Genomic DNA, 13,536 nt, shown 5'->3' on the forward strand with positions numbered 1-13,536 from the left:
CAGGCATTTCGTCGATGGCGACGCGCCAGGTTCTGGCCAAACTCGCCGCATCGTATGAGCGCCGCACGGGACAGCCGGTGGCGATCGAATCGGTTGGCGGTGTCGACGCGGCGCGTCGTGTAGAGGATGGCGAAGTATTCGATATCGTCGTGCTGGCGGAGAACGCGATCGAACGGCTCGCGCTGGCCGGTCATGTCGATTCCGCGAGCCGGGTCGCATTTGCGCGCTCGGGCGTCGCGGTCGCGGTGGCCACCGGTGAGCCGCATCCGGACATCGGCACCGAAGCGGCGCTGCGTGAGGCAATGCTCGGCGCACGCAGCATCGGTTATTCGACGGGACCGAGCGGCACGCATCTGCTCTGGCTGCTCGAACGCCTCGGCATTGCCGGGAGTATTGCGCCGCGTCTCGTGAAGGCGCCGCCGGGCGTGCCGGTGGGTGCGCTGGTGGCGCGCGGAGAGGTCGCGCTGGGATTTCAGCAGTTGAGCGAGTTGATTCACGTAGCCGGTATCGACGTGCTCGGGGCACTCCCGGGCAGCCTTCAATCCATCACGACTTTTACCGCTGCGATCTGCACGGCGGCTCGTCGGCGTGAAGCCGCGCGGGCATGGCTGTCGTCTCTGATTTCGCGCGAGGCCAACGGCGCGAAGATGGAGAACGGCATGATGCCGGCGTGATGGTTCAGCGGTCTGACTGGCAGTGGGAATCGGCGGAAAGCAGCGGGAATCAGCGGTGGAGTCGAAGCTCCCGTGAATGAGCTTGACTGCTTCGCTTGCCTGAGCCGCCGGTTCACGCAAGCAGCTTGCCCCACTCGTAATCGACGCTGTCGGGTGTGAAGGGTAATACGCCCGCGCCCGGCGTGAACGTCAATTCGCCGAAATAAATTTCGTTATCCGGTGCATATAGATCGACGCGAACATAGTCGAAGTCTTCGGCCAATCGCACCGCGACGTCCAGTACCGCTTGCAGATTCCGCGGGGGCGCAGAGGGTGCGGCGCTGCGTTTATAGGGGCCGATGGCGATGTCGAGATGATTCCAGTCGGCGTCGTATACGTCGCCATGGCAGTCGCCGAACCGGTCCGCTATCACGAGGATATAGATGATCGGCCCACCGGGACGGCCGCCAAAGCAGTGCACCTTGAGATCGGCGGGAATCTGGTCGTGCTGGTCGAGCAGCAGGTGCTCGAAGAAGACGCGCGGCTTGATCATCCGATAATGCCGCTCGCGCGCGATGTGGTAGAAGTCGGTCGCCAGCCATTGCTCGGCGAGCATCCGCAATTTCTCGAAAGACGTCTTCGATTTGTCTCTCACCACTTCGACGAAATTGCTGCCGTGATTGGCCTTCATGACGAAGGCATCCGGCAGCGAGTCGAAGACCTTGCGCGTCAACACCTCCGGCGCGGCGAGAAGCGGTATTAAATACTGCTCGCCGATCTTTGCTGCAATATATTCCCGCACCTTGAGTTTATCGGCCAGATCGATGTAACGCGGATCGGGCCTCAGATTACGTTGCAGGATCTTCTCATTGAACGTGGCGGGATGAAGAAGATTCGGATAGCGGCCAATGCATTTGTGATGCAGCAGACTCACGAAGATGGAGTCCGGCAGCAATGATTTCGCGGCTTCCTTGATCGCTCTCACTCTGGAAGGCGCTTGCCGGTAATGATGAAGCGGTTCCTCATTTTGCCTCGTCTGCTCGCCAGATACCGCGTCAGAGAGGGCAACAGCCCCGTGTTCGGACGCCGTGTCCTGCGTGGCGTCCACCGTATCTTCTTCATCGAACGCGGTGGGTTCGGTGATCGTCATGTTCTTATCCATGAATATATGGGTCGCGAAGCGCTCGTCCCGAAGCATCAAAGAGTGGCGGGAACCTGCCGCAGCATCTCGGCCGTGGTGCCCCAACTTTCCTCGGCCGTCTGCCAGCGCTCCTCGGCTTCTATCTGCTGTTGCGCGCGGAATTGCGTCGGCGACATGCCATAGCGCTCCTTGAAGAGCCGCCCGAGGCGATTGCCGTCCCCCATGCCGCACCGGCGCGCAATCTTGTCGACCGGCAAATCGGTGTTCTTCAACATCGAGCGCACGATTTCGAAGCGCGTGCGCAGCAGGTATTCGAGCGGGGTCATCCCGAATTCGCATTTGAAGCGGCGTTGAAAATTGCGCTTGCTCATCGCGACCGACTCCGCGGCCTGAGCAACCGAGATCGCCTTGCTGTAGTTCTCCTTGATCCAGCGCGCCGACTCGCGAATCTTCTCGGTCGTGGTCGTGATGTTCGCATCGTCGATTTCGGTGCGGCTCTTTTCGGCGTAGCCCGTTTGCAGAATGCGGCCGATTTTTCGGGCCGTATCCGAATTGACGTCGCGCTCTATCTGCGCGATCGCCAGATCGGTCGGCGTAACGTTGCTGGGCGCTCGCGACGCGTCGCCGCTGTCGTCGAACAGATAGATCGGCACCGTGGATTGCAGCGGGTCGTTGCATATCACGGCCAGGTTTGCGCCTTGCTGCATGCCGAACGATGCGATCGAGCCCTGCAATGAGATCCACGACAGAAAGCGGTCATTCGATTCCGCCACTTCGGTGACGTCGCGGCAGGCCACGAAGAATGCATGGAAATCGGCGAGGCAGTAGCGATCGAGTCCTTGGGTCCAGATCGAAATGCCGGAAGAACTGGTCACGAGACCGCCGCCATCCGACAGTACGGAGAGCCGATAGGCCGGTTGTTCACCAGCGGATCTTTTGAACTCGTTGGCAAGCCGGAACGCGTCGCCTATCGCGCCGGTACTGGCCACCGAACAGTTCTGGAAGACGAAAAGACCAATGTGCTTCATCACGCGGGATTCTCCAGACGGGAAAAACTACGCATTGAGATTAGCGCATCGAGGTGATCAAGACGAACTTGGCCGGCATGCGCGGGTGTTTTGGCGTAATCGTCATGATCTGGGAAATTCTTACCTTGAACTCCGTTCGAACGCTTTCTATTACCTGTCTCTCAGTGAAGTTTTTTCTCATTCAATTGGCGCGATTTCGGTACCTCACTTTGTGCCGAAATCGTCAAATACGCGGCGTGGTAAAGGATGAGGCGATATGAGTCCGTTCAAAGCCCGATGCCTCGCACTCGAAGCGCGCAACACGCGTTCTGTCGCGATGTTTCGTGAGAATCGTATAACTCTGTTACACCAATTGCAGATCGCAACAACAGCGTCTGCAAATGTAAAACGCTCCGCACATTCGGCCAATAACACCCGAATTTATGCCTCCGGCGATTGAGTACTTCTTTTTGCGGGCTATGCTTCACCGCAACATCCATAGAGAAGTTGCCCATTGCGATTCGGGGGAATCGGGACTTCGTATTTCGAATTCCCGAGAAGCGCGATTGGCAATGCCGCAGTGGACAACGCAATAGCTGTGTAGCCTTCCGTCGCTCGAGAGGTCCCGAGTGCGGTTCCCCGACCTAACCCGACCCAGCACGTCGCTTCGCCGTGCGCCAGCCAATTCAGGGCCTTTCCGGCCGGCAGCGGCGTCATTTGCAACGTGACGACGCAGAGCGTGTCGTTGATCGTTCTGCTTATCAACCTGTAAGGATCAGACCGGTGGATTACTACCCGCAAAATTCGCTCTATCCCGCCATCGACACTGAGCGCAGGCAGCTCAGTGCGGGCGCGATGCTCACGCTGATGCGTGACCATATCTGGGAAATCGTGGTGACGACGGTCGTCGTCCTCACGCTGGCCGTCACGTATCTGCTGATTGCACAGCCGATCTATTCCGCCGATGTGGTCGTGCGGGTAGACCCGCCCGAGCCGAACGCGCTCGGCCTCGCGTTGCAGAATCAGGACATGCTGCCGCCGCCCGCGCCATCGCCGGTGACGGAAGCGGCTGTGATGGAGAGCCGCTCGGTCGTGCAGCCGGTGATCGATCAATTCCGCTTCGACGTCTCGGTGACGCCGCATCGCATTCCGATACTCGGCAATATCGCGGAGAAGTTCGCGACGCCGGGCGAGCCCGCGGCCCCGTGGCTGGGCTTGAAATCGTTTGCCTGGGGCGGCGAGCGCGTGAAAGTGGGTGCACTCGATGTGCCGCATGAACTCGAAGAAGAAAAGCTCACGCTGATTGCACTTCAGAACGGCGCCTACGAGTTGCTCGGTCCGTCCGGTCAGATTCTGCTGACGGGTACGGTGGGCGCGGAAGCGAAAGCAAATGGCGTGTCGATGCTCATCAAGGAACTCGATGCGCGGCCGGGTACGAAATTCGAGGTGATCCGCTGGAATGAACTCGATGCAACCAAACGCTTCCTGAATCTCGTCAAGGTAGGCGACAAGGTCAAGGACTCGGGGCTGCTGCAAATCCAGTACCGCGATCAGAGTCCGGAAAAAGCCGCCGACGTTGCCAATGCCCTGGGGCAGCAATATCTCGCGTCCGCGATTGCGAGCCGGCAACTCAACGATACGAAAACGCTCGCGTTTATCAACGGCGAATTGCCGCGCCTGCTCGCCGATCTGAAGAAAACCGAGGAATCGCTGAAGAACTTCCGTTCCAGTTCGCAGTCGATGCAGCCGACCAACGAAGCCCAGGCTTATTTGCAAGGCGGTCTCGATCTCGACAAGCAGATCGCGACACTGCAATTGCAGCGCACGCAAATGCTCGAGCGCTTTACCCCGCAGAGCCGCTGGGTGCAGAGCATCGACGAGCAACTGGCGCAATTGAAGGACGCGAAAGGGAAGTTCGATACTCATTTCAACGGCATGCCGGCGTCCGAACGCGAAAGCGTCGATCTGATCCGCGCGCAGAAGGTTGCGGAAACGATTTATCTCGGCATGGTTCAGAAGGCCCAGCAATTGCAGGTTCGGCGCGCCAGTACGACGGGCGGCGCGCATATTCTCGATCCGGCTATCAGCCCGCATCGCCCGGTCATGCCGCAGCCGGTACTCGTGCTCGGCGGCGGGCTGGTACTCGGTATCGTGTCCGGCGTCATGCTGGTTTTCGTGCGCCGTCATGTGATGACGGGCGTGACCGACCCGAGATTCGTCGAGCGCCGCATGAGCGTGCCGATGTTCGGCGAGATTCTGTTCAGCCAGCAGCAGGTGTTGATCGATCGCAATGCGGCCAGCGTGGGGCACAAGTCCTTGCCGGCGTCTGCCGGGCGCGCCGATCCGCCGCTGGAGAGAAGCGTGCAGGAGATCCAGTTCAGCGCCGGTCACAACAACAGAATTCTCGCCGCGCGCTTTCCGCACGATTCCTCGGTCGAAGCGCTGCGAGGCGTACGTACCGCACTGACTCGCGATCTGGCGCACGCGCGCAACAACATCGTGATGATTACCGGGCCGACGCCCTCGGCGGGAAAGAGCTTCATTGCCGCGAATCTCGCGATTCTGCACGCGGAAATCGGCTCGCGCGTCGTGCTGATCGATGCCGATATGCGGCGCGGCCATCTCGCCTCGCTATTCAACGAGAGCAATCGCGGCGGGCTCTCCGAAGTACTGTCGGAACGGATACCGCTGCGCAATGCCTTGCGCTCGACCGGTATCGACGGATTGACGTTCCTGTCGTGCGGCGTACGCCCCGAGAACCCGGCGGCGCTGCTGATGAAGCCGCGGTTCAGGGAAATGCTGGAGCGTCTGTCGACCCAGTTCGATCTCGTGATCGTCGACACGCCGCCATTTCTCGCCGTGACCGATGCTTCGATCATTGCGAACGAGGCGGGCGCGTCGTTGCTCGTGTTGCGTTCGGGCATGCAAAGCGAGGAGGAAATCGAGGACACGGTCAGGAAGATGGAGCGCGCGGAAGGGCGTATTTCGGGCGCGGTCTTCAACGGTATTCCGTTGCGCCGCAGCACGAAGAATTACGACTACGAGACGAATTACGCGAGCGATTTCGGCGACGCCGACATGGCGCATCGAGCCGCGCACTGAACCGGCACAGGAATAGTTGCATGTGCGACAGCGCGTTAAACGGAGAAGCGGATGGTCTTTGCAATCAACGGAAAGTTTACTTCGCAGACCATGACGGGGGTTCAACGCGTCGCGTATGAACTCACGAGAGCGATGCAGATGTACGCGATGCCGGGCGACGAACTCGAAGTTTTCGTGCCGCAGAATGCCGTCGCGCCAGGCGCGCTGCTCGATAACCAGCGGCGCTTTCCGTGGCTGCGCGGCACGCTGTGGGAGCAGATTACGCTGCCCATCGCGGCGCGCGGAATCACGCTGCTGAATTTGTGCAATACCAATCCGCTTTTCAAACGCGGGCAGATCGTCATGGTGCATGACATGGCGGTCTATGACGTGCCGCAAGGCTTCTCGAGAAAATTCCGGCTCTGGTACCGGATCTGTTTCGCGTTTCTGCGGCGAACGCGTCCCATGATCCTCACGGTGTCGCGGTTCTCGAAGACGCGTATCTGCCACCACCTGAAGATCGATCCGTCGCGCGTGAAAGTGGTGACGCCCGGCGCGGACCATCTCGATCGCGTCGTAGCGGACCCGGCCGTGCTCGAACGTCTCGAACTGGGCAGGGACGCGTACTGCGTGATCGTCGGCAGTCTCGATCCGCGCAAGAACCTGCAGCGCGTGCTCGATGCGATTGCGGAGCTCGAACATCTGACCACGGTCAAATTCGTTATCGTAGGGGGACGGAATTCGCGCATCTTTAGCAGCGATGGCGCCGAACATGCCGTGGATTCGAAGCGGATCGTGTGGGCGGGCTTCGTATCGGATAACGAGTTGAAGTCGCTATACGAGAACGCCGGCTGCCTCATTTTCCCATCGCTCTACGAGGGATTCGGTCTTCCGCCTCTCGAAGCGATGTACTGCGGTTGCCCCGTCATCGCATCGGCACGGACGTCGATACCGGAAGTGTGCGGTGATGCCGCGATGTACTGCGAAGCGACCTCGGCGGACGATATCGCGGCGAAGATCTCGCAGATGATGAGCGACGCGGATCTGCGCCAGCAATACCGCGTGGCGGGGCAATTGCGTGCCCGCGAATTTCGTTGGGATCGCACGGCGAAGAAAGTGCTCGAAATACTTTACGAGCACACCGGCGACCGCTTGCCCGACCTGACGCCGCGCGCGTCGGCGAGTTGACTGACATGGACGGGCACGGAAATGAATCGCGTCAAAGTCCATCGAGGCCGAAGGCGGGCGCTGCGCACATTTGCCGCGCTTGCGGCGGGAGCGGTCGTTCCGTTGGCACGGACCCAGCCCGCTCTGGCACTGACACAGGATGCCCAGCGCCAACGTGCGCAGGCCCGTCTTATGACGAACCTGATCGGCACCAACGGCTGGGCCGGCTCGGCCGCCGACATAGAAATGTGGCGCGCGATGGGCATCAGTTGGGGGCGCGGTTCGGTGGGCCCCGGTCAGCCCGATCGGCCTGGTGAAACCATGCGCATCGACAGGACAGGCGCCGCGTTCGATAGCGACCTGCCGCCGGTGCTGATTCGCAATGAACGCAGCGGCATCGGCTCGTTGTTGATACTCGGCTATACGCCGCGATGGAATGCGAGCGTGCCGGGCGATTCGAATTCGGCGCCCGTCGACGTGGACGCATGGAAACAGTATGTCGAGGCGGTGGTCCGCAAGTACTCTGCGCCGCCTTATAACCTGCGTTATTTCCAGATCTGGAACGAGGCTGCCGGCCAGTTGTCGGGCGGCCTGCCGCAGGCCACGTTCTGGCACGGCCCGGACTTCAGCAAGAATGAGAAGCGCTCGAAGCCCTACGAGCGCGCGATGCAGGACTACGTGGAGCGAATTCATATTCCGGCGGCGCGGATTATCCGCAATTACCACGCGTACGTGGTCTATGGAGGCTGGCCGGATCAGGGCGGTCTCGCGAATTTCCAGCAATGGCTGGCGTATCGCAGCCCGGTACTGAACGAGCGGATGCTCGACTGGGTCGACTATATCGACACGCACTATCTCGCCGTTTCCGATCTCGATGCGCTGTATCAGCGGTACGTGAAGAACGGCCCCGCGCGCGGTATCTGGCAAACGGAAATCGGCGACGAGTACATGAAGGACCCGCATTATCTGCCGCGCTATTTCTTCGAGTTTGCGGTATGGGCGCTGGAGAGGGATTGGGACGATGCGGACAAGTATGTATCGATGATCTATCACTGGGATGGCTATGAGCCTTTCCGTCTGACGCATCGCGGGCCGCCGGCGCGAACCTACAACGTCTCGGGGCGCAGCCTGATCGTGCTGCGCAAGACCGCGGGCGGCCATCTCGGCAGTTTCTCGAAGCCCGTGCAGTTCGGCCAGGGCGTGAGCGGCAGCGCACTGTTCTCCGGTAGCGATCTCGTCATGCAGGTGAGTGCGAGTACAGGCTGGCAGACCGTCGCCATTGGCGGGCTCGACAGTGCGCGTCTGCGCGAAGCACAGGTCGATTTTATCGATGCGCTCACCGGCACTACGAGTGCCGCGGAAGATGTTGCATCGAACTGGGAAAACGGGCAGATGAAAGTGCGATTCAAAGTACCGAGCCAGATGAATGGTGCCGGCAATAACCCGCCCAGACATCTGGCTTATCTGGTGGTGCGCGGTGCCGCCTGAGCGTAGTCATGGCCCGGTCGCCTGTCGCGAGTATCCCGGATGCCGGTTGTCGGTGTCCCGAACCTGACGAATAGAGTCGAAACATCATGAAACACGTCACCATTGCAATCTGCAACTACAACTACGAGCGCTATCTGCGTGCGGCAATCGACTCGGCGCTCGCGCAGGACTATCCGGATACGCGCGTGATGGTCATCGACGATGGCTCGACCGACAGCTCGCGTGCGATCCTGGAAAGCTATGGCGACCGTATCACCGCCGTCTTCAAGAAAAACGGCGGACAGGTATCGGCATACAACTACGCCATCAGCTTGCTCGACACCGAGTACGTGATCCTTCTCGACTCCGATGACGTTCTGTATCCCGAAGCGGTTTCCGAAGTGATGCGCCTGTTCGATAGCGGTGCATGGTCGAAGGTGCAATTCCGTCTCGACGTCATGGATCGTCAGGGGGCCTTGACCGGCGCTTACGTGCCGCACACCGTGCCGCCTCACGACTGCACGAAGCTATTGCAGGGCGGCTGGCTCTATCCGTCACCGCCCGCATCGGGCAATGCCTACCGGGTCAGCGCGCTCAGGCAGATCTTTCCGGTTCCGGAAGAGGGCGTGAATCGCTATGGCGCGGACTTTTACGCGATTTACGGCGTTGCGCTGACCGGGCCGATTGGAACCGTGCCGAAGTCGCTCGGCGGCTATCGCGTGCATAACGCGGGAGGCGAAACAGTATCGTTCGCGAACTCGGAGCAACTGAACAAAGCGCCGAGGGCATTCAACATGCGATGGGCGATACTGAGAAACATCGCCAAGGACCGGCTGAATCTGGAGCTCCCGCCGACTTTCCATGACTTCTCGCACGAGAAGGCGACGTTCTGCTCGACCCTCTATCGCGCGAAGCTCCTCTCGCGCTGGCGCTGGATGCTCCACGATTCGAGCGGTTATCTGCATACGATCATTGCGAATCCATTCTGGGGCGTGAAGAAAAAGCTCGGCACGCTCGTGCTGTCGAGCCTGTGTCTCCTGCCTTATTCGCCGCTGTCCGATTTTGCCGTGCGCTATATCGCCAACCCGCTCGCACGCCGGCGTGCGACCGGGCGTTGAAGGCCGGGAAGGAGACGGGAATGGATAAACGGGCGAGCGCCAATGTAATCGCGTTTGTGTACGGCGGGTATCTGATGAGGTACGTCTATCTCATCATCGTCGTGCCGTTTTATGGCCGGGTTCTAGGCGTTGCCGAGTACGGCAGGGTGCTCGCGTCGATGTCGCTGATGAACGTGATCTGGATGCTCGTGAGCTACGGATTCACTTTCGTCGGCATGCGCGAGGTGTCGAAAGCGCATTCGGCGGCCGAATGCAATTCGATCTATTCGCTGCATGTCAGCGCGCGGCTGATTCTGGGCGTAATCGGCGCGGCGATCGGCGTCGTGGCGACGATGAGCTCGCCGGTATTGTCCGAGCGGCCGCTTATCGGCCTGCTGGCGACGCTGCTCGGCATCGTCTCGGCGTTGAATCTCGGCTGGCTGTTTCAGGGCCGCCAGCACTTCCGTACGCCGATCATGATCGAGGTGTTCGGTTTTGCATTGAGCCTCGTACTGGTGCTGAGCCTGGTCAAAGGACCCGGCGACGCCGTGTGGGTCCTGGCGAGCCTGCTGATTTCAGGCATTGCGTCGTCGCTCGTTGCCTATGGCCTCGCGACTCGTCAATTGGGCTGGCCGCGCCTCAAGCTCTCGGGTGTCGTGCCGCTCGTGCGCAGCTCGACGATGCTGTTCTGCTATTCGTCCGGCTCCGTGGTGCTCACGGCATCCTCGACCTATCTGATGACGCTCCTGTCGACGCCTGCACAGGTCGGCTATTTCGGTGCGGCGGAACGCTTTGCGACGATCGGACTGAGCCTGATGGGGCCGGCTTCGCAGGTATTCATTCCGACGATATCGCGGCAACTCGCGAACGGCGACAAGGAAGGCGCGCGCGTTACGACGCGTCGCGGCGCGTTCCTGCTGATGGGCTACGGCATGCTCGTGCTGTGCGGCGCCTTGACGCTTTCGCCTTTTGTTCTGCCGCTCATCCTGGGCCAGGCGTTCGAGCCCAGCGCTCACGTGCTTCAGGTGTTCGCGTGGATGTTTCCCTTCGCGGCTTTCAACGAATTCGTCGCGTTCTACGTATTCGTGCCGCGCAAAAAAGACCGCTTGCTCGCCGTTGTCGGTGCCTTATCCGGGCTCGCCAATCTCTGCGCGGCACTGATTCTTGCACCGCGCTATGGCGCGATGGGCATGGCGACCGCGCGCGTGATCGGCGAGTCGACATTGTCCGTGATTCTGATGGGCGTATTGATCCGTCTTGAACTGGTTAGCCTGTTGCCCGGCGCCGAGCGTGCCATGGAGCGGGTGCGGATTGCATTCGGTTTGCACACACAGGCGCAGGCGGGCAAAGAAGATTGATGTGGTGAAGGATGTCTGGGGGTTCGATTGGAAAGTCACAGGAGGTCGAAGTGAAAGTCGCTATTGTTCACGATTGGCTGGTGGTCTCGGGCGGCGCCGAGAAAGTATTGAAGAACATCATCGAGTGCTTCCCGAATGCGGACATCTTCTCGATTGTCGATTTTCTCGAAGACCGCGAGTGCGTAAAGGGGAAATCGGTCAACACGTCGTTTATCCAGAGAATGCCGTTCGCGAAGAGACGTTACCGCGCTTATCTGCCGCTGATGCCGCTCGCGATCGAGCAGGTCGATCTGTCCGGCTACGATCTCGTGATTTCGAGTTCGCACGCGGTGGCAAAGGGCGTGTTGACCGGACCGAACCAGGTGCATATCAGCTACGTCCATTCGCCGATCCGCTACGCGTGGGATTTGCAGCACCAGTATCTGCGTGAATCGCACCTCGACACGGGCGTTCGCTCGATGCTGGCGCGCGTGCTGCTGCATTACATTCGCGGCTGGGATTCGCGTTCCGCGAACGGCGTCGATTATCTCGTCGCCAATTCGCAGTTCATTGCGCGGCGAATCAGAAAGGCCTATCAGCGCGATGCCACGGTCATTTATCCACCGGTCGATCTCGCCAATATGAAGGTTCGCATGCAGAAGGACGACTTCTACGTCACGGCTTCGCGCATGGTGCCTTACAAGCGCATCGATCTGATCGTGCAGGCGTTTTCGCAAACGCCCGAGCGCAGGCTCGTGGTGATCGGCGATGGCCCCGAGATGAAGAAGATCAAGGCTGTGGCCGGAGAAAACGTGGAGATTCTCGGCCATCAGCCATCCGATGTTCTGATCGACCATTTGCAGCGCGCTCGCGCATTCGTGTTCGCGGCCGAGGAAGACTTCGGTATTTCCGTCGTGGAAGCACAGGCATGCGGTACACCGGTTATCGCATTCGGCCGGGGCGGAGCACTCGAATCGGTGGTGGGCTTGCCGCTCGAGCGGGCCACCGGCGTGTTCTTCAACGCACAAACGGTGGAATCGTTGCTCGAAGCGGTCAGCCGGTTTGAAGACAACGCGGGCGTATTCGACCCTCGTCGGTGCCGCAGGAACGCCGAGCGTTTCTCATCGGAGAACTTCAAGAAATCGCTCAAGGGTTTTGTCGAGTCGCGGCTTCCGGGTGCCTGTGTCGAACAGGCTTTGCCACCTGCACCGAGCGCGCCGCGCCCCGTCGAAGAACGTCATCTCGCCGACCTCGCCGACGTTACTACGCCCTGAGATTGAGCCGGGCGTTGCTGCACGACGCTCGCCCTGCGGCGCGTACGCGGATCGAACGCGAACACGGAAGCAGTGAGCGGGCGTGCCGCAAGCAGCAGTGAGATCACCAGAGAAAGAATCAGAACATTCGACGGCGACACCAGCCGATGTTCGGTGGCCGACATCACGAGCAGGCACACCGACGATATTTCGACGAAGCGGAAAGCCGCGAAATTACGCCCGCCATCGACAAGGGCCGCGAACGCCGCGCCCTGTTTGCTCCACTCGACCAGCTTCCAGTAGAACGCCAGTATCAGCGTCAGGCCCACCACGCCGAGTTCGGCGAGGATGTTCAGATAAGAGTTGTGGGCGTGGGAGTCGCTATGTTCGATGATGACGTCGGACGGAACGCCGAGTAGATGAAAGTACGAGGCGACGCTGCCGATATGGTCGTCGAACGAGCCGAAGCCGAGACCGACAATCGGGCTCTGTTCGAAATAGGCGAGTGCGCGCGGCCACAGCCATTCGTAGCGAATGTCCAGATTGGCGACCTTTTCGTCCTGATTGTGGATCGAGAACGTGTAGCCCATGTAATCGACGGTCGGATCGGTATGGTGGATCGCCATCGCGAGCGAACCGGCCAGCATGGCGGCGACCAGCGAAGCCAGAATCCAGCGTTTGCGGCCAAAGTACAGATACGGAAGGATCGCTGCCGCACCGAGCAGCGAGCCCCGGCTGTAGGTGGAAAACAGCATGAGCGCATTGCAGGCGAGCAGCGCGACGAGCAGCTTGCTGCGCTTTTGCAGGTAGCACGCGACACCGAGGCAGAACAGCATGGCGAAGAAGCCGCCAGCCGCATTACGGGCGATGAAGTAGCTGCCGAACGTATCGGCGGGATGCGTGAAAATGCCGATCAGGCCGTTTTCGACAATGTAGTAAGCGTAGAGCGGCAGATTGATGAGAACCGCGAACGTGAAGAACGTGCGCAGTACTTTGTTCAGATCCCAACGGTGCGCATACAGACAACCGGCAAAAATGGGTGCATACGAAATGAAGAAATTGCCGTCGCGGCGGTAAAAATCGAACTCCAGAAAGGACCGCGGATCGTAAAGCAGCGTCGAGGCAATGACGAAAAGCGTGAACGCGGTAAACGGTGCCATAAACGCAGGATAGCTACGCCCATAGAAGCGCCATGAGCAGAAGATAAGGGGCACGAAGCCAATTGCACTGATCGGCACGAAATTGGTGACGGTCAGAAAAAGTGCGAGCAGTGAGATATAGGCCATTGCAACTCCGGAAAACAGTAGCGCGCCGTTCGATGAGCTGGCGATAC

The 13,536-nt window shown here is 60.0% G+C and carries 10 protein-coding genes; 7 read left to right on the plus strand and 3 right to left on the minus strand.

The features are described 5' to 3' along the window. Nucleotides 1-14 precede the first annotated feature (14 nt). A complete protein-coding gene (locus F3J19_RS07950; protein WP_167039918.1) occupies nt 15-674 on the plus strand; it encodes a substrate-binding domain-containing protein in 660 nt (219 codons plus the stop codon). A 112-nt stretch (nt 675-786) separates the two neighbouring features. Here the strand turns inward: F3J19_RS07950 and F3J19_RS07955 are convergent, their stop codons facing one another. Together F3J19_RS07955 and F3J19_RS07960 are read right to left on the minus strand one after the other, a co-directional pair. Next, nucleotides 787-1,803: an ATP-grasp fold amidoligase family protein gene (locus tag F3J19_RS07955; RefSeq protein ID WP_167039538.1), complete on the minus strand. Its 1,017-nt coding sequence runs from the start codon at nt 1,801-1,803 to the stop codon at nt 787-789. Nucleotides 1,804-1,850: 47 nt separating this feature from the next. Continuing rightward, the gene (locus F3J19_RS07960) at nt 1,851-2,822 is read right to left on the minus strand and encodes a helix-turn-helix domain-containing protein (RefSeq protein WP_167039920.1); all 972 of its coding nucleotides are present in this window, start codon (nt 2,820-2,822) and stop codon (nt 1,851-1,853) included. 762 nt (nt 2,823-3,584) lie between these two features. Between F3J19_RS07960 and F3J19_RS07965 the strand changes: the two genes are divergently transcribed. The 6 genes from F3J19_RS07965 (at nt 3,585) to F3J19_RS07990 (ending at nt 12,224) form a co-directional block, all read left to right on the plus strand. Further along, complete coding sequence (locus F3J19_RS07965; RefSeq protein ID WP_345891011.1) at nt 3,585-5,903, plus strand: polysaccharide biosynthesis tyrosine autokinase; 2,319 nt, start codon at nt 3,585-3,587, stop codon at nt 5,901-5,903. Nucleotides 5,904-5,954: 51 nt separating this feature from the next. Next, nucleotides 5,955-7,070, plus strand: a complete 1,116-nt coding sequence (locus tag F3J19_RS07970) for a glycosyltransferase family 1 protein (RefSeq protein WP_167039540.1) — start codon at nt 5,955-5,957, stop codon at nt 7,068-7,070. A 21-nt stretch (nt 7,071-7,091) separates the two neighbouring features. Beyond that, a complete protein-coding gene (locus tag F3J19_RS07975) occupies nt 7,092-8,537 on the plus strand; it encodes a hypothetical protein (protein ID WP_167039542.1) in 1,446 nt (481 codons plus the stop codon). An 86-nt stretch (nt 8,538-8,623) separates the two neighbouring features. Next, nucleotides 8,624-9,634 (plus strand): glycosyltransferase family A protein, encoded by a 1,011-nt coding sequence (locus tag F3J19_RS07980; protein ID WP_167039544.1) that lies wholly within the window; start codon nt 8,624-8,626, stop codon nt 9,632-9,634. Nucleotides 9,635-9,654: 20 nt separating this feature from the next. Further along, nucleotides 9,655-10,971: an oligosaccharide flippase family protein gene (locus F3J19_RS07985; protein WP_167039546.1), complete on the plus strand. Its 1,317-nt coding sequence runs from the start codon at nt 9,655-9,657 to the stop codon at nt 10,969-10,971. A 50-nt stretch (nt 10,972-11,021) separates the two neighbouring features. Then, nucleotides 11,022-12,224, plus strand: coding sequence for a glycosyltransferase family 4 protein (locus tag F3J19_RS07990; protein ID WP_167039548.1), 1,203 nt, complete (start codon nt 11,022-11,024; stop codon nt 12,222-12,224). Here F3J19_RS07990 and F3J19_RS07995 read toward each other — a convergent pair. Beyond that, nucleotides 12,188-13,489: an O-antigen ligase family protein gene (locus F3J19_RS07995; RefSeq protein ID WP_167039550.1), complete on the minus strand. Its 1,302-nt coding sequence runs from the start codon at nt 13,487-13,489 to the stop codon at nt 12,188-12,190. The two genes, F3J19_RS07990 and F3J19_RS07995, sit on opposite strands and share 37 nt — an antisense overlap. Between the last annotated feature and the right edge of the window lie 47 nt (nt 13,490-13,536).

Source organism: Burkholderia sp. Ax-1724, from assembly GCF_011752995.1.
Classification (GTDB): Bacteria; Pseudomonadota; Gammaproteobacteria; order Burkholderiales; family Burkholderiaceae; genus Paraburkholderia.